The 16,882-nt window shown below is 62.5% G+C and carries 16 protein-coding genes and 1 tRNA gene; 12 read left to right on the top strand and 5 right to left on the bottom strand.

Annotated elements, in window-relative coordinates; translation table 11 throughout:
• The first annotated feature begins 95 nt into the window (after positions 1 to 95).
• From D460_RS0119890 to ilvC, 3 genes are all read left to right on the top strand, one after another.
• A complete protein-coding gene (locus D460_RS0119890; RefSeq protein ID WP_018900334.1) occupies positions 96 to 998 on the top strand; it encodes an AraC family transcriptional regulator in 903 nt (300 codons plus the stop codon).
• Positions 999 to 1,118: 120 nt separating this feature from the next.
• Positions 1,119 to 1,772: a TetR/AcrR family transcriptional regulator C-terminal domain-containing protein gene (locus D460_RS0119895; protein ID WP_018900335.1), complete on the top strand. Its 654-nt coding sequence runs from the start codon at positions 1,119 to 1,121 to the stop codon at positions 1,770 to 1,772.
• A gap of 60 nt (positions 1,773 to 1,832) precedes the next feature.
• Positions 1,833 to 2,852, top strand: coding sequence for a ketol-acid reductoisomerase (gene ilvC, locus D460_RS0119900; RefSeq protein WP_018900336.1), 1,020 nt, complete (start codon positions 1,833 to 1,835; stop codon positions 2,850 to 2,852).
• Positions 2,853 to 3,024: 172 nt separating this feature from the next.
• Here ilvC and D460_RS0119905 read toward each other — a convergent pair whose 3' ends face one another.
• Positions 3,025 to 3,612 (bottom strand): class I SAM-dependent methyltransferase, encoded by a 588-nt coding sequence (locus tag D460_RS0119905; protein ID WP_018900338.1) that lies wholly within the window; start codon positions 3,610 to 3,612, stop codon positions 3,025 to 3,027.
• A gap of 111 nt (positions 3,613 to 3,723) precedes the next feature.
• The gene (locus D460_RS0119910; protein ID WP_018900339.1) at positions 3,724 to 3,981 is read right to left on the bottom strand and encodes a GlsB/YeaQ/YmgE family stress response membrane protein; all 258 of its coding nucleotides are present in this window, start codon (positions 3,979 to 3,981) and stop codon (positions 3,724 to 3,726) included.
• A gap of 143 nt (positions 3,982 to 4,124) precedes the next feature.
• On the opposite strand from D460_RS0119910, the gene D460_RS0119915 reads away from it, so the two are divergent.
• Positions 4,125 to 4,613 carry a YidB family protein gene (locus tag D460_RS0119915; protein WP_018900340.1) on the top strand — a complete coding sequence of 163 codons (489 nt, stop codon included), beginning with the start codon at positions 4,125 to 4,127 and terminating at the stop codon, positions 4,611 to 4,613.
• A gap of 74 nt (positions 4,614 to 4,687) precedes the next feature.
• Here the strand turns inward: D460_RS0119915 and D460_RS0119920 are convergent, their stop codons facing one another.
• On the bottom strand, positions 4,688 to 5,788 hold the full coding sequence (locus tag D460_RS0119920) for a branched-chain amino acid aminotransferase (RefSeq protein ID WP_018900341.1): 1,101 nt from the start codon (positions 5,786 to 5,788) through the stop codon (positions 4,688 to 4,690).
• 204 nt (positions 5,789 to 5,992) lie between these two features.
• On the opposite strand from D460_RS0119920, the gene D460_RS0119925 reads away from it, so the two are divergent.
• Positions 5,993 to 7,216 (top strand): PLP-dependent aminotransferase family protein, encoded by a 1,224-nt coding sequence (locus D460_RS0119925; RefSeq protein WP_018900342.1) that lies wholly within the window; start codon positions 5,993 to 5,995, stop codon positions 7,214 to 7,216.
• Positions 7,217 to 7,235: 19 nt separating this feature from the next.
• On the opposite strand, the gene D460_RS0119930 is transcribed toward D460_RS0119925, so the two are convergent.
• The gene (locus D460_RS0119930) at positions 7,236 to 8,294 is read right to left on the bottom strand and encodes an aldo/keto reductase (protein WP_018900343.1); all 1,059 of its coding nucleotides are present in this window, start codon (positions 8,292 to 8,294) and stop codon (positions 7,236 to 7,238) included.
• Between the two features lie 167 nt (positions 8,295 to 8,461).
• Between D460_RS0119930 and D460_RS0119935 the strand changes: the two genes are divergently transcribed.
• The 7 genes from D460_RS0119935 (at position 8,462) to D460_RS0119965 (ending at position 15,268) form a co-directional block, all read left to right on the top strand.
• Positions 8,462 to 9,439 (top strand): ABC transporter substrate-binding protein, encoded by a 978-nt coding sequence (locus D460_RS0119935; protein WP_018900344.1) that lies wholly within the window; start codon positions 8,462 to 8,464, stop codon positions 9,437 to 9,439.
• 10 nt (positions 9,440 to 9,449) lie between these two features.
• Positions 9,450 to 11,144 carry an iron ABC transporter permease gene (locus tag D460_RS0119940; protein WP_018900345.1) on the top strand — a complete coding sequence of 565 codons (1,695 nt, stop codon included), beginning with the start codon at positions 9,450 to 9,452 and terminating at the stop codon, positions 11,142 to 11,144.
• Positions 11,132 to 12,160 carry an ABC transporter ATP-binding protein gene (locus D460_RS0119945; protein ID WP_018900346.1) on the top strand — a complete coding sequence of 343 codons (1,029 nt, stop codon included), beginning with the start codon at positions 11,132 to 11,134 and terminating at the stop codon, positions 12,158 to 12,160. The genes D460_RS0119940 and D460_RS0119945 overlap by 13 nt, the downstream gene beginning before the upstream one ends.
• A gap of 70 nt (positions 12,161 to 12,230) precedes the next feature.
• Positions 12,231 to 13,340, top strand: coding sequence for an endonuclease/exonuclease/phosphatase family protein (locus D460_RS0119950; RefSeq protein ID WP_018900347.1), 1,110 nt, complete (start codon positions 12,231 to 12,233; stop codon positions 13,338 to 13,340).
• 11 nt (positions 13,341 to 13,351) lie between these two features.
• Positions 13,352 to 14,092, top strand: coding sequence for an NUDIX hydrolase (locus D460_RS0119955; RefSeq protein WP_245267771.1), 741 nt, complete (start codon positions 13,352 to 13,354; stop codon positions 14,090 to 14,092).
• A 65-nt stretch (positions 14,093 to 14,157) separates the two neighbouring features.
• Positions 14,158 to 15,069, top strand: a complete 912-nt coding sequence (locus D460_RS0119960; protein ID WP_018900349.1) for a PhzF family phenazine biosynthesis protein — start codon at positions 14,158 to 14,160, stop codon at positions 15,067 to 15,069.
• 123 nt (positions 15,070 to 15,192) lie between these two features.
• Positions 15,193 to 15,268: transfer RNA gene (locus D460_RS0119965), tRNA-Lys, on the top strand.
• 280 nt (positions 15,269 to 15,548) lie between these two features.
• On the opposite strand, the gene D460_RS0119970 is transcribed toward D460_RS0119965, so the two are convergent.
• Positions 15,549 to 16,733 carry an MFS transporter gene (locus tag D460_RS0119970; RefSeq protein ID WP_018900350.1) on the bottom strand — a complete coding sequence of 395 codons (1,185 nt, stop codon included), beginning with the start codon at positions 16,731 to 16,733 and terminating at the stop codon, positions 15,549 to 15,551.
• Between the last annotated feature and the right edge of the window lie 149 nt (positions 16,734 to 16,882).

Raw genomic sequence — 16,882 nt, forward strand, 5'->3', positions numbered from 1 at the left:
AAAGTCGATGGGCGATCTATTTGCGAAGCGGCAATTCCATTCTACATAAGCCGTCACCACGGCGACAACGCCGTTCTCACCGGAAAGTGCGACTGATGAGCTTGCTGTTTAACCGCTACCAGGAGATCGCGTCGATCGCGGGCCGTTTCGCGCTTGCCGAAGGCGAGGTGCAGACGGGGATCGACGGGCTCGGGATCAGCCGACGCACGACACCCAGCGCGCCTTGCCACAGCAGCTACCGGCCGTGTTTCGCGATGGTCATCCAGGGGGCGAAAAGCCTGCAACTTGGCGGGGATACAATCAACTACGGAGCGGGCGACTATCTTCTGACCTCGGTCGATCTGCCGGTCACGTGGCGGGTGGTGGAGGCGAGCGCCGAAGTTCCGCATCTTTGCATCACGCTTGCGATCAACAGCGAGAAGCTTCTGCATCTGCTCAGCCGCTCGACGATACAGCGCAGCGCAGCACCTCCATCCGGCCAGCGCGGCATCGTCGTCAACGTGGCGACGCCGGAGCTTCTCGATGCGGCGGTCAGGTTGCTGCGCTTGCTTGATAGTCCGGCCGATATCGCGGCGATGGCACCGCTGATCGAGCAGGAAATCCTCTATCGCATTCTTACGGGACCTGCCGGCGACCAGCTGATCGATATCGCGATCGCCGACAGCCAAGGCAACCGGATCGCTCGCGCGATCGCCTGGCTGCGCGAGAATTTCGCGCGGACGCTGCGCATCGAGGAACTGGCCGAGCACGTCAACATGAGCGTCTCGTCGTTCCATCATCACTTCAAGTCGATCACGGCGATGACGCCGGTACAGTATCAGAAGCAGATCCGGCTGCACGAGGCGCGGCGTCTGATGCTGATCGAGCGGCTGGACGCCGGCACCGCCGGGCACCGCGTCGGTTACCAGAGCCCGTCACAGTTCAGCCGCGAATATAGCCGTCTATACGGGATGTCGCCGGCGCGCGATGTGGATGCCGTGCTGAACGCTGCCGAATAAACAAGCGCGGCACGCCGAAAATTTATGCTTCTGCCTTTTGCGGGCTCTTGACGAGAGAGTGCTTCTGGGCGATAAGCGCTCACGAACCGTACCGTACGGTACTTATCGGGAGCGAATGCCGTGTCTGTCGAAAACTTGGAGCCCAGCGAATTCTCGCCGCGCCAGAACGCCGTTCTGGAGCAGGCGCTGCGGTTGCTCGTCGATGGCGGCGAAAAGGCGCTGACGACATCGGGCGTCGCGCGCGCGGCCAACTGCTCCAAGGAAAGCCTCTACAAGTGGTTTGGTGACCGCGACGGCCTGCTGTCGGCGATGATCGCCTATCAGGCGAGCAAGGTGCGTACCTTCGAGCGCAACGGCGAGCGGCTGACGTCGGCCAGCCTGCACGACCATCTCGTGATTTTCTCGCGCGATCTGCTTGAGGTTCTGGCCGGTGACGTGTCGCTGGCGCTGAACCGGCTGGCGATCGGCCAGTCGCCGCGCGACGGCTCGAAGCTCGGCAAGCTCTTGCTCGAGCGCGGCCGCCGGCAGATCGACCGCCGCGCCATGGGGCTGATCGATTCAGGCAAGCGTGCAGGGCTGCTGCGCTTCAACGATGCCGACGAAGCCTATCACACATTCTACGGCCTGATCGTTTCCGACCTGCATGTGCGCATGCTGCTTGGAGACACAACGGGCGTTACGGATACCGCGCGCCAGGCGGAAAAGGCGGTGACCGCCTTCCTCCGGCTCTACGGGACGGAGAAGGCGCTGGCCGACATGCCGGCCGTCGTCTGACGACCAAGCTTTACCGAATACTGACAGTCTACAAGACAAGCAAAGGGAAGGACAATTCAAATGCGCGTCTATTACGATCGTGATGCAGACCTCAACCTCATCAAGTCCAAGAACGTCGTCATCGTCGGCTACGGCTCCCAGGGTCGCGCCCATGCGCTGAACCTGAAGGACAGCGGTGCTGCCAACGTCGCCATCGCGCTGAAGGCCGGTTCGCCGACCATCAAGAAGGCCGAAGCCGACGGCTTCAAGGTCATGACCGTTGCCGACGCCGCCAAGTGGGGCGACCTGATCATGATGGCGACGCCTGACGAACTGCAGGCCGACATCTACAAGGCAGACATCGCCGGCAACATCCGTGACGGCGCTGCCATCGCTTTCGCACACGGCCTCAACGTTCACTTCGGCCTGATCGAGCCGAAGGCTTCGCTCGACGTCGTCATGATCGCACCGAAGGGCCCGGGCCACACGGTTCGCGGCGAATACCAGAAGGGCGGCGGCGTTCCTTGCCTCGTTGCCGTTCATCAGAACGCTTCGGGCAACGCTCTTGAACTCGCTCTCTCCTACGCTTGCGGCGTCGGCGGCGGCCGTTCGGGGATCATCGAAACCAACTTCCGCGAAGAGTGCGAAACCGACCTCTTCGGCGAACAGGTCGTTCTGTGCGGCGGTCTCGTCGAACTGATCCGCGCCGGCTTCGAAACGCTGACGGAAGCTGGCTACGCGCCTGAAATGGCCTACTTCGAGTGCCTGCACGAAGTGAAGCTCATCGTCGACCTGATCTATGAAGGCGGTATCGCCAACATGAACTACTCGATCTCGAACACCGCTGAGTGGGGCGAATACGTCACCGGCCCGCGCATCATCACCGAAGAAACCAAGGCCGAGATGAAGCGTGTCCTCAAGGACATCCAGACCGGCAAGTTCACCTCGGACTGGATGCAGGAATACCGTGCTGGCGCTGCCCGCTTCAAGGGTATCCGCCGCGTCAACGACGAGCATCCGATCGAAGAAGTCGGCGCCAAGCTGCGCGGCATGATGCCTTGGATCGGCAAGAACAAGCTCGTCGACAAGGCTGTAAACTAATTGGGTTGCCGATCCAGTGCATCTTTCTTGATGCGCGCCTGCGGCGACGCGGGGATCGGCAAGAACAAGCTGGCCGACAAGGCTGTCAACTAATCGATGGCAACAGGCTGGCCGAAGTCTTGGCCAGCCACGTTTGCTGAGAATTAAAGGCCGGTGCGAAAGCGCCGGCCTTTTACTTTTGCGCGCGCATCGACAGCCAGCGTGTCGGCTTGCCGTCGTAGCCGCTGCCGTCTCCCTCGCTGATGACGACGCTGTGCCAGCCGGCTGCGCTCAACAGATCGGATAGAAGTTCGGCGGACAGGTAGTTGTAATAGCGGCCGAAGCCGTCGTGTCCCTCGTCTTCGCCGGCCTTGAAGGTGGCGTGGAAGTGGCCGCCGGGCTTCAGTGCGCGCAGGATACGGGCGAAGACATCGGGCAGTTGGGCGCGCGGCACATGCAGCAGGCTCGCCTCGGCCCAGACGCCGTCAAAGGCTTCGTCCTCGTCCAGTTCCTCGAAGCGCATGATTTCGACCGGGCGACAGAGCAGGGTTTCGGCCTCGCTCGCAAGCTCCGCGGAGCCGTCCGTCGGGGTGACGTCGAAGCCCTTGGAGAGCATGTAGGCGCTGTCCTGGCCGGCGCCACAGCCAAGTTCCAGAATGGCTGCACCCGGCTCCAATTTCGAGAGAAAAGCATCGAGACGGCGGATCGGCAGCGTTCTTTCACGCGCCGCGTAGGTCGCGGCGTTGTCTCTGTAGAAGGATGAGGTGGGTTCGTCGGACATGATGCCTTGCCTCGTCAGATGGGAGGCAAAGCATATTGCAAAACGTATATATAAAACGTTGCGGCGCTCCACGCACGGCGGAACGCTCCGTCCTAGTTCGAAGCGTCTGCGTTACACCGAGCGGCGGCCACTCACCGCATGGTACAGCCACAGCACGACGACAGCGCCGATGACTGATACGACGAGGCTGTAGATGTTGAAGCCGGTGACGCCGGAGGCGCCGAAGAAGGTGAAGATGACGCCGCCGACGATGGCGCCGACGATCCCCAGCACGATGTCCATCAGCATGCCTGAACCGGTCTTGTTGACGATCTTGCTGCCGATGAAGCCGGCGATCAGTCCGAGAATAATCCACCCGATGACGGACATCTTGTCTTCCCCTCCTTGAATGGGCGGACAATCCGACCATCTTTCAGCATCAGCTAAAGTTGTCATGGCGGAATTCAAGGCTCGGTCGGGCCTCATGTTGTGTTTTTGCTCTTCGTTTCAAAACAACACCGAAGGAGAATGACATGGGATTGTTTGATGATGCCGTTCCCGGTGGGAACATCTCGAAGCCGATCATGATCGCGCTCGGCGCGCTTCTCGTCGGCAAGCTGCTTGGCGCCGGTGGCAAGAGCGAGCCGGAACAGGCGCAGCCGAACCAGCAAGCCAACGCCGGCGCCGACGATGGCGGGCTGCTTGGCAATCTCGGCGGGCTTGCTGGCAGCCTGGGTGGTCTCGGCGGTTTGGGCGGATTGCTGGGCAAGCTCGCTGAGGCCGGGCAGGGGTCGGTCGCCGATTCCTGGGTAAAGCCTGGCCAGAACCAGCCGATAGCGCCCGGTAATCTGGAAAGCGCGCTCGGCTCGCAGACGATCAGCGATCTGGCGCGCCAGGCCGGGATCAGCGAGCAGGAGCTTTTGGCCCAGCTTTCCAAAGTTCTCCCTGGGGTCGTCGACAAGCTGACGCCGCAGGGGCAGATCCCGAGCCAGGCGCAGATCGCGGCACTTCTGCGCTCCTGATCATCTGCAATGAAAAGGCCGGCGGAGGTGGAAACCTTGCCGGCCTTTCGTCGTGATCGGATCTATCCGCTGGCTTACGCCATGATGCGGCGGGTCCAGCCGCGCTGGTCGTTGGTGACGCCCTTCTGCAGGCCGACCAACTCGTTGCGCAATTCCGTCGTCAGCTTGCCGGTCTCACCGTTGCCGACCTTGAACTCGCCGCCAGCGTGGCGGACGAGGCCGATGCCGGCGAGTACGGCGGCGGTGCCGCAGGCGAATGCTTCGACCAGCTTGCCGCTGGCCGCATCAGCCTGCCACTCCGCAAACGAGTAGGGGCGCTGCTCGACCTTGAGGCCCTTTTCTTCCGCGAGAACGATGACCGAGGCGCGGGTGATGCCCGGCAGGATCGTGCCGCCGAGCGGCGGGGTGACGACGGTGCCGTCGTTCATCACGAAGAAGACGTTCATGCCGCCGAGTTCTTCGACCCAGCGATGCTCGGCCGCATCGAGGAACACGACCTGATCGCATTCCTTCTTGGCGGCCTGAGCCTGGGCGACGAGGCTTGCCGCATAGTTGCCGCCGCATTTGGCGGCACCCGTGCCGCCGGCGGCAGCGCGCGTGTATTCGGTCTCGACCCAGAGCGATACCGCCTTGGCGCCGCCCTTGAAGTAGGCACCGACAGGCGAAGCGATGACGCAGAAGATATATTCCTGCGCCGGGCGAACGCCGAGGAAGGCCTCGTTGGCGAACATGAAGGGACGCAGATAGAGGCTGCCGTCGCCCGATGGGATCCAGTTCTTGTCGATGCGGACGAGCTCTTCGACCGCCTTGAGGAACAGGTCCTCGGGCACCGGCGGCATGGCCATGCGCTCGGCCGACTGGTTGAAGCGGCTGGCGTTCTGTTCCGGGCGGAAGAGGAGGATGCGGCCGTCATCGGCCTTGTAGGCCTTCATGCCCTCGAAGATTTCCTGGGCGTAGTGCAGGACGGCGCTGGCCGGATCGAGTTCCAGCGGGCGGCGCGGCGTGACCTTGGCATCGTGCCAGCCCTTGTCCGATGTCCATTTCGCCAGCACCATGTGATCGGTGAAGACCTTGCCGAAGCCGGGCGTTTCCAGGGCCTTGATGCGGTCCGCGTCGGAGACCGGCGAGGTATGGAATTCGATCTTGATTTCGGGAGTATTCGACGACGCGGTCATTGTCCGGGCACCTTCATAGCCTGTTTGATTTCGGCGGCGACACTACTGCCGCAGCGTGTGCTTTGCAAAGGCCGATTTGGCCTGTTTTCGGATTAAAATTGCGGAAAATTGTCACGGTAGCAAACAAATAGGTCAGTAATGTTGACTTATCATTTATTGCGTGATCTTGTCCAGTAAAGACAAAAAATTACGAGGAAGCGCCCCATGCTCAACTGGGATAACATCTTTGCAACCCGCTCGTCGCGCATGCGCGCTTCGGAAATCCGCGAGCTTCTGAAGCTTCTCGACCAACCTGATATCATTTCGTTCGCGGGCGGAATTCCCGATCCGGCGCTGTTTCCGGACAAGGAGTTCAAGCAGGCCTATTCGGATATTTTCGACAGCACGGCGGTCAACTCGGCGCTGCAATATTCGGTCAGCGAAGGCTACAAGCCGCTGCGCGAATGGCTGGTGGGCGAGATGGGCAAGCTCGGGATCGCCTGCGGCCTCGACAACGTCTTCATCGTTTCCGGCTCGCAGCAGGGGCTGGATTATCTCGGCAAGCTGTTCCTGTCGCCCAACGACACGGCGCTGGTGACGTGGCCGACCTATCTCGGTGCGCTGCAGGCGTTCAACGCCTATGAGCCGGCCTACGACCAGCTGACGCCCAACGGCAACCGTACGCCTGCCTCCTATCAGGCGCAGGCCAAGGAAGCCGGCGGCAAGGTGAAGTTCGCCTATCTCTCCGCCGATTTCTCCAACCCGACCGGCGAGACCGTCGATCTCGCGGGCCGCCAGAAGCTGATCAAGCTCGCCGACGAGATGGACATCGCCATCATCGAGGACGCGGCCTATCAGTCGCTGCGCTATGACGGCGAGGCGATCGCGCCGATCCTGTCGCTGGAGATCGCCGAGAAGGGCGATATCGACAAGACGAGGACGATCTATTGCGGATCGTTCTCGAAGACGCTGGCGCCGGGCCTGCGCGTCGGCTTCATCGTCGCCAACGCGCCTGTTATCCGCAAGCTGGTGCTGATGAAGCAGGCGGCCGACCTGCATTCCTCGACGATCAACCAGATCGCCATTGCCGAGGTCGCGCGCAAGGGCTTCGACGCCCAGGTCGCCAAGATCAAGGCAGCCTATAGCAAGCGTCGCGACGCGATGCTGGCTGCGCTCGCAAAGCATATGCCAGCCGGCGTGAGCTGGACGAAGCCGGAGGGCGGCATGTTCGTCTGGGTGACACTGCCGAAGGGGATGGATGGGGCGAAGCTGCTCGCGAAATCGATCGAGACCGTCAAGGTCGCCTTCGTGCCAGGGCGCGCCTTCTTTGCCGATGGTTCGGGAGAGAACACCTTGCGCATGAGCTTCTCTTCCAGCAACGAGGAGAAGATCGAGGAAGGTATCGCGCGGCTTGGAAAGCTGATCGCGGGCGAGATCGGCGGCCACTGAGCCGCCGACCGTTTCGGTCTTATTGATTGAGGTGGGGGCCGAGCAGGGATAGATCGGCCTCGCCAAGCCTGTCGCTGGCGGTGTTGCGCTGGTGCCAGTAGGGATAGAGCAGCTGCGGCAGGCTGACATCGTCGAGCCGCTTGCGCTCTTCCGCCGACAGTTTCAGGTCGGCCGCCGCGAGATTGTCCTTGAACTGCGCTTCCGTGCGCCCGCCGATGATGACCGACGTCACCGCCTGGCGACCAAGCAGCCAGGCGAGCGCCACCTGGGCTGCCGAGACGTTGCGGCTTTCTGCCACCGACACCAGCGTTTCCACGATATTCCACAGGCGGTCCTCGTCGCGGATCGGCGGCTCGGTCCAGCCGGCGAACTGGCGGGTGCCTTCGGGGGCGGCCTGGTTGCGGCGATGCTTGCCAGACAGAAGACCGCCGGCGAGCGGGCTCCAGACCAGCACGCCCAGCCCCTGGTCGAGGCTGATCGGGAGCAGCTCGAATTCGGCGTCGCGGGCCTCCAGCGTGTAGTGGATCTGCTGGCTGACGAAGCGCTCGCGGTGTTCGCGTTCGCTGATCCCCAGCGCCTTCATGATGTGCCAGCCGGAGAAGTTGGAGCATCCGACGTAGCGGACCTTGCCCTGCTTCACGAGCGTATCTAGCGCCTCCAGTGTTTCCTCGAGCGGCGTCTGGCCGTCCCATTCATGGACCTGGTAGAGGTCGATGACATCGGTCTTCATCCGCTTCAGGCTGGCTTCGCAGGCGCTGATCAGGTGGTAGCGCGAATTGCCGGCGTCGTTCGGGCCTTCGCCCATCGGGAAGCGGGCCTTGGTGGCGATCAGCGTGCCGTTCTTTCTGACGCCACCGAGGATCTCGCCGATGATCTCCTCGGATGCACCCGCCGAATAGACGTCGGCCGTGTCGATCAGGTTGACGCCGGCGTCGATGCACATGTCGACCAGCCGGCGGGCTTCCGAGACGCCGAGGTCGCCCACGGTCTTCGCCCAGCCCTGGCCGCCGAAGGTCATGGTGCCCATGGTGAGCGTGGAAACCCTGAGGCCCGAACGGCCCAATTGACGATATTCCATAAGACTTCCTCCTGTCCCGAAATCGAAAATCAAAACGCGGGCTAGAAGATAGGGGGGAGGTGATGGGGTCAAGGGTGGATGGCCCCGTGATCGGTGAATAGCAGCTGTCACAATCGTGTTAATCCAGATGTCTAATGAACGGCCTTCCATCACCGAGGGCATTATCCATGAAGACCATCGTTTCCGCCGCGGCACTTCTCGCTGCAAGCCTGTTTGCCATTCCCGCATCCGCCGAAAACCTGGTGCTCTACACCAGCCAGCCGAACGAGGATGCGCAGGCAACCGTCGATGGCTTCATGGCCGCCAATCCCGATATCAAGGTCGACTGGGTACGCGACGGCACGCCGAAGATCATGGCCAAGCTGCAGGCCGAGATCGAGGCCGGCAATCCGGTTGCCGACGTTCTCCTGATTGCCGACACGGTGACGCTCGAACGCCTCAAGGAAGCCGGCAAGCTGATGGCCTACAAGTCGCCTGAAGCCGCGAACTACGACGCCTCGCTGTTCGACGCCGACGGCTACTACTATTCGACCAAGCTGATCACCACAGGCATCATCTACAACACGTCGGCCTCGCTGAAGCCGACAAGCTGGAAGGACCTGACGAAGCCGGAAGCCAAGGGCCTCGTCACCATGCCGAGCCCGCTGACCTCGGGTGCGGCACTCATCCACGCGCAGACGCTTGCCGGCGTCGATGGCCTCGGCTGGGACTTCTACAAGGATCTGGCCGCAAACGGCGCTACCGCTGCCGGCGGTAACGGCGCCATCCTCAAGGCCGTCGCCTCGGGCGAAAAGGCCTATGGCATGATCGTCGACTACATGCCGATCCGCGAAAAGGCCAAGGGCGCGCCGGTCGAGTTCGTCTTCCCGACGGAAGGCGTTTCCGCGGTGACCGAGCCGGTCGGCATCCTCGCCAGCGCCAAGAACGCCGACGCCGCCAAGAAGTTCGTCGATTACGTGCTCTCCGAAAAGGGCCAGGAAGGCTTCGTCAAGCTCGGCTACATCCCTGCTCGCAACGGCATGAAGCTTCCGGAAGGCTTCCCGGCACGTGACACGATCAAGGTGCTGCCGATCAACGCTGCCTCCGCGCTCAAGAACACCGATGCCGACCTGAAGACCTTCTCGGGCATCTACGGCTCGAACTGATCTCATCTCGATGTACGGATATGTGCGTCCCGGAAACAGCCAGCCCGTCTGGCTGTTTCCTTTTATCGGTCTGATCGTCCTCATCCTCAGCGTGCTGCCGCTTGCGCGGCTGGCGATGACGGGTATCGCCGCGCTCGCCAATGGCGGCGCGATTGCGGTTCTGTCCGATCCGGCGCTGTGGTCGGCGACCTATTACACGCTGGTGACGGCCGTCCTCGGCACGGTCATCTCGCTTGCGATCGGCTGCGCCTTCGCCTTCCTGCTGACGCTCACCGACATCAAGGCCAAGGGGCTGATCAGCTTCCTCTTCGTGCTGCCGATGATGATCCCGCCGCAGGTGACGGCACTTGCCTGGGTGCAGATGTCGGGGCCGTCGAGCCCGCTTCTGAAGGCGCTGCATATCGCGCCGCCGCTGGGCTCGCCGCAGCTGCTCTATTCGATCGGCGGCATTGCGCTGCTTTATGGCGTGCAGCATGCGCCGCTGGTTTATCTGGCGCTGCGGGCGAGCCTGATGTCGCTGCCGCGCGACGGGGTCGAGGCGGCGCGTCTGTCGGGAGCCCCGAGCTTCCGGGTGTTTCGCGACATCATTCTGCCGCTGTCGCTGCCGGGGATTATCGCTGGCGCCGCGATCTCCTTCGTTTCCTGCACCGGCAATTTCGGCATTCCCGCCATTCTCGGCATCCCGGCCTCGATCTACACGCTGCCGACGCTGATCTTCACCAAGTTTTCGGCCTTCACCAGCCGCACCTTCGGCGACGTGGCGCTGCTCTCGGCGATCATCGCGATCATCTCGGTGGCAGGTCTCGCCATCCAGGACCGGGCGCTGCGTGGGCGCGATTATCGCGTGCTCGGTCTTTCGGGCGCCACCGCCACCTTCGAGCTTGGATACTGGAAGCTCCTGTTTGCGCCTGTTCTCTGGATCGTCATCTTTTTCATGCTCGCCGCACCCTTCTTCGCGCTGCTCGCAGGCGCCCTTGTGCCGGCCTATGGCGTGCCCTTGACCTTCAAGACGATGACATTCCATGCCTTCTCCGAGATCCTGTTCAAGCAGGCGGTGACGCGCACGGCTTTCGTCAATTCGCTGTCGCTGGCGGCGGGTACTGCGATATGTCTCCTTGTGGTGACTGTGCTTGCGGCCTACGCGCTGACGCGGCGCAGGGATTTGCTTGGGCGCATCGTCGCCAGCGTCATAGAGATCCCGTATTCGCTGCCGGGGATCGTCGTCGCGGTGTCGTTCATCCTGGTCTTCGCGGCACCGATACCGCTGATCAACGTGACGATCTACGGTACGGTCTGGATCATCCTGATCGCCTATCTCTCCAGCTTCTTCGCCGTCAGCCTCAAGCCCGTGGTCAGCGCCTTCCACCAGCTCGATCCGGCGCTGGAAGAGGCGGCGCGGTTGTCGGGGGCGGGGTTTTTCCGGCGACTGAAGGATATCATCGTGCCGCTGATCGCGCCGGCGGCCGGCGCCTCGGTGATCCTCGTCTTTTTGATCGCCTGCAACGAGCTCACCATCTCGGCGCTGCTCTGGTCGGCGGGCACGCAGACGCTCGGCGTCGCCATCTACAATCTCGATGACAGCGGCAGCTCCGATCTCGCTTCGGCGCTCTCGGTGCTCGTCGTTCTCATGGTCGTTTTCATGATGCTGCTTCTGGAACTGATGGCAAAGCGGCTGCCGAAGGGAGTTGTGCCGTGGCGAAACTGATCCTCAATCGCGTCGCCAAGGATTTCGGCACAGGCCGGGCCGCCGTCTCCAACCTTTCGATCGACGTGCGCGAGGGCGGATTCCTGGCGCTGCTCGGGCCGTCCGGCTGCGGCAAGACGACGGTGCTTCGCATGATCGCCGGCTTCGAGACGCCGACCGACGGGTCGCTGCATCTCGGCGAACGGCTGCTCGCCGACGCCTCGCAATCGCTGCCGCCGGAAAAGCGCAACATGGCGATGGTGTTCCAGTCCTATGCGCTGTGGCCTCATATGAGCGTCGCCGACAATGTCGGCTATCCCCTGAAGGTGCGCGGTATCTCGGGCGAGGCCTATCGCAGGAAGGTGGGCGAGGCGCTGTCGACCGTGAGGCTCGAAGCCTATGCGGAGCGGCGGCCGGCCGATCTCTCGGGCGGGCAGCGGCAGCGCGTGGCTCTGGCGCGCTGCCTCGTCACGTCCCCCGACGTGGTGCTGCTCGACGAGCCGCTCGCCAATCTCGACCGACACCTGAAGCAGGAGATGGAGGAGACGTTTCGCGAGTTTCATCAGCGCTCCGGCGCGACGATGGTCTATGTCACACACGACCAGAGCGAGGCGATGGCGCTGGCGACCGATGTCGCGGTGATGTCGGAAGGCCAGCTGCTGCAGGTGGCGCCGCCGGATGAAATCTATGCGCGGCCGGAAGGGCGCGTCGTCGGCGGGTTGATCGGCCGTGGGGCGATCGTTTCGCTGAAGTCTCCTTATGGTGACGTCAGGCAACTGGATTGGGCGGCGGTCGAGCCGCTGTTTGCGCGTGAGGGTGGTTCGGCCTCGCGGTCGGATATTCTGGTGCGGCAGGAGGATGTCATCCTCGGCGGCGAGGGGATCGCGGCGACGGTCGAATCTGTGCTCTACGAGGGCGAGCGCTACGCGGCGCGGCTGAGGCTTGCGGATGGGCAGATCCTCAGGGCTTTCAGCCGATCGAAGCTTGCCGTCGGCGATGAGGTCCGGGCCATCGTGCGCGGCGCCTGGCGTCTATGATTGGCGGAGCGGGCTTTCCGAAGCGGGATTTGCTGGCTAGTGTTGGCGCAAAGCCAACCGGAAGTGCCTGATGTCTTTACGCATTGCCACCTTCAACGTCGAAAACCTCATGACGCGGTTCGACTTCACCGGATTTCGAAACCAGCTGCGCCAGGACCGGGTGATCAAGCTCTTCGAGGTCCACAGCGAGGGCGTTTACCAGCAGCTGGAGCAGGCGCGGGTGATCGCGTCCACTGACGATACCCGGCAGATGACGGCGTTGGCGATTGCTGACGCGGATGCCGATATCCTCTGCCTGCAGGAAATCGACAACATGGAGGCGCTACAGGCCTTCGAATACGGTTATCTCTTCCGCATGGTCGGCAACGGCTACCGGCAGAAATATCTGGTCGAGGGCAATGACAGCCGCGGCATCGACGTCGCCGTCTTGATGCGCGAGGAGACACGCGACGGACAGAAGATCGAGCTTGTCGAGATCAAGAGCCACGCGATGACGACCTATCGCGATCTCGATCTCTTCAACGACGAGCTCGCGGAGCACGCGCATCTCGACGACAAGATCTTCAAGCGTGACTGCTTGGAGCTCGATCTCAGGATCGGCGGCGTGCCGGTGACGCTTTACGTCGTGCACTTCAAGTCGATGGGCGGGCCGCGCGAGGGCGTGGACGGTCGTCGCTACACGATGCCGGTTCGCCGGGCCGAGGCGAAGGCGGTGCGGCGGATTATCGAGGGCCGATTCGGGGCCGGTAACACCGACGGAAAGCGTTTCGTCATCTGCGGCGACATGAATGACTACCAGGAGCGCGTCGACGTGATCGGGCGGCGGCGGACGGGTTATTCGTTCAAACATGAGGATGAGAGCGAGAGCGCGCTCAACGAACTCAGCCGCGGCGGCTTCGCGGAAAATGTCGTGCGCCGCCGCGATCCTCTCGACCGCTGGACGCTCTATCACGCGCGCGGGCCGGAGGAGCAGTGGCTTTGCCAGCTCGATTACATCTGGCTGTCGCCGGCGCTGGCCAAGACAAATGCCGGGCGGCTGCCAGAGATCATTCGCAACGGCCAGCCCTTCCGCACGGTGTTTCCGCCGGGCCAGGAGGTCGAGCGTTATCCCCGCACCGGCTGGGACCGGCCGAAGGCGTCGGATCATTGCCCCGTCGTCATGGAACTCGATTTGACATGAATGGATTTGAGATGGATTTTTCAGAGGATTTCGTCGGCTGGCCGGAGCCGCGCACGGTGTTTCCGATCGCGGGCATCGATCTCAGGGTTCTACCTGATGACCATCCGTTCTACAGCGCCAACCGCGAGGCGATCGCCGAGAACTGGGTCAGCGAGACGGCGGCCAATTCGCATCTTTTCGATGGCCGGATGATTTTCCAGAAGCGGCTGGCGCTGACGAGCGAGGGCCTTGCGGGCGAGGGGCACATGATTCCCTTCTCGACCTTCATGTATTGGCGGCGGCAGCCGGAGCGGCAGGGCGGCATCCATCTCTTCGCCTATCCTGTCATCGAAAGCAGCGATGGGGCGCTGGTGGCGATCCGCATGGGGGCGCATACGGCCAATCCCGGGCAGGTCTATTTCGCGGCCGGCTCGCTGGAGCCTGAGGATACGTTCGACGGGCGCTGCGACCTGGAACACAACATGCGCCGCGAGGTGCTGGAAGAGACCGGGTTCGATCTGCGTGATGCGCAGGCAGGGGACGGATATTTCGCGACCTATCATCGGCGCACGGTCACCGTGCTCAGGATATTCCGATTCGACCTGACGGCCGATGAGATCGTCGAGCGGATCCACGCGCATATGCTGGTTGCCGACGACAAGGAAATCGCGGGCGCGGTTGCCATCCGCTCGGCTGATCCGGAGGCCTATTCCTATAACTTCGCGATGCTGCCCGTCATCGACTGGTACTTCCATAAGTCTTCGCTCACCTAACGCCTTGCGCTCGCTCAAGCGGTCGGGCAGGTTGGCGACACGAGGATCGATACAAGGAGGCCGATGTGGCGCGCAGCTACAGCGTCTATGACGTATTCACCAATCGCAAGCTGACGGGCAACCCGCTGGCGGTCATCTTCGATGGCGACGATCTGAGCGACGAAGCGATGCAATCCATCGCCAAGGAACTGAATCTTTCCGAAACGGTCTTCGTGCAGGCATCCGGCAATCCCGCCCATGTCGCCAAGATCCGTATTTTCACGCCGGGCCGGGAACTGCCCTTTGCCGGGCATCCGACCGTTGGCACCGCGATCGCGCTCGCGGAACGCATCCATGGCGGTGCGACGATCGATCTTGTCTCTGTGCTGGAGGAAAACGTCGGCCCGGTGCGCTGCGCGGTGCGGCTGGACGAGGGGGAGGCGAGCTTTGCGGAATTCGACCTGCCGCGCAAATCGCAGCAGATCACCATGCCGCTCGATCGGATCGGCATCGGCAAGGCGCTGTCGCTGAAGACGAGCGAGATCGGCTTCGAGAATCACGTCCCCTCGCTGTGGACGGCAGGCGTGCCGTTCCTCCTAGTGCCGGTGCGCGATATCGGCGTAGCCGAACGGCTGGATTTCGATCCGCAGCTTTGGGAGGCGACCGTGCCCTTCGTCGATGGGGCGCTGGCTTCCGCTTACATCTATTGTCGCGGTGGCGTGAACCACATCGCGAAGTTCCATACGCGGATGTTTGCGAGTGGGATGGGGATTGTAGAGGACCCGGCGACGGGATCGGCGGCGGCGGCACTGTCAGGTGCGATCCATCATTTCGACCGGCTTCCGGATGGTCATCACGACGTCATGATCGAGCAGGGCGTGGAGATGGGGCGCCCGTCCTTTATCCACCTGCATATGGATATCGAGGGCGGGGCGATTTCGAACGCCCGGATCGGCGGCCAGGCGGTGCGGCTTGCGACCGGCACGCTGGACCTTTGATTTCATTGGATTTCGGCAACGCACAAAAAAATCGCGTTTGTTGAAAGAATTTTCGGAAGGGCGCTAGACAAGCCGAACGATCCTGTTTATACGCCCTCTCACACCACGCAACACAGCGCGGACGGGTGATTAGCTCAGTTGGTAGAGCAGCTGACTCTTAATCAGCGGGTCGTAGGTTCGAGCCCTACATCACCCACCATTTCTTCAAAGAAATCAAAGTATTGCAGATGCAACACTCGCTTCGGCGAGTGCCGCCGGGAAGGCGGGGCCTGCACTTTATCCGACGGTTTTTGATCTTCATTCAACCGTGCGAATCACAACGGTCGCGCGTGTGCCAGTCATGCTGAAAAGCATGTTCCAGAACGATTCGAATCGGGATTTTTTCGCAGTGCATGATTTGCCGGCCCAACGATTCGCTGTGCCCTCGCGAACGCCATCGGCGGTCGCGAAAGTTTATTTTCCGAGTTTGCCGCCGTTATTTAGGCCGCGCTTCCGGCGCTCGCATCGGTCGGCTGCTCGGCGCGTCTGCGGCTGGGCAGCGACTTGATCGACAGCAGCGCGTAGATGATCAGCGGCAGGCAGATGAGATAGGCGATGCGCATGCCGGCGTGGTCGGCGATGAAGCCGAGCAGAGGTGGCGCCAGGAAGAACACCACGAAGGACATCTGCGCCACGGCCGCGACGTTGACGTGGGACGGGCGATCGGTGCGCTGCGCGGCCGCCGAGACGCTGAGGGGATAGACAGCGCTGCAGCCGGCCCCCATGAGGCCGAAGCCGAGCAATGCCACGAAGGGATGCGGGGCCACCCACACGGCGATGACGCCGGCGGCGGCCAGCACCAGTAGAACGGTCGCCACGGCGCGTGCGCCAAAACGATCGACCTGCGGGTCGACCAGCAGGCGGGCGGCGGCCATGAAGAAGGTGAACGAGGTGAGGCCCAATCCGCCGATGAAGGGTTCGGAATTGAAGACGTCGCGCATGTAGATCGCGGACCAGTCGATGCCGGCGCCCTCGATCAGGAAGGCGGCGATGCCGATGCCGCAGAGCGGCAGCAGGCCTGCCGTCGGCAGCGCGATCAACGGCGCTTTCGCTTCTTCATGGTGCGTGACGCGCGCCGGCGCATTGCGCATGCCCGAGATGACCCAGGTGCCGACGATGAGCACGAAAGCGAAAGTCAGGCCGAGATGGATATGCATCGGCACGCCTGCCTGGCGAATGCCGGACGCGGCAAGTGCCGTGAGGAAGAAGCCGAGGCTCCAGAAGCCGTGCGCCCGGTTCATCACGCCACGACCGAGTTGCGCCTCGATGCGGTCGATCTCGACATTGAGGTTGATTTCCAGCGAGCCGGCCAGCAATCCCTCGAGAATGAGAATGCAGAACACCAAAGGCGCGCTTGCCATCCACGGCACGGTTGCGATCAGCGCCGATGTGCCGAGCACGGTGATGAAGGCCGTCGTGCGGGCGCCTAGGCGCTCGATGATGGGGGAGGCGAAGGTGAGCGCAGTCAGCGCACCCACGGCAGCACCGATGAGCGTCAGGCCCAGCTCCGAGCGATCGACGCCGAGCGCCAGCTGCAGGTCCGGCATACGGGCGAGCAGGGCGCCCATCGATACCGCGAAAAGGAAGAAACAGACATAGATTCGGTGCTGCGGCGCGAGCTGCATTGGTGTCTCCAGGTGGGTATGCGCAGATCGGCGCTGGCAATATCCTAGTTTGGGATTTCGCCGACACAATCAAAAATAAACATGATGCGTGTATTTTGCATGAAAACTATCGCTGTGGTTTGTAATATTGCGGCAGCGAGTCTAATGCT

The organism is Rhizobium sp. 2MFCol3.1 (assembly GCF_000377565.1).
GTDB lineage: Bacteria > Pseudomonadota > Alphaproteobacteria > Rhizobiales > Rhizobiaceae > Rhizobium.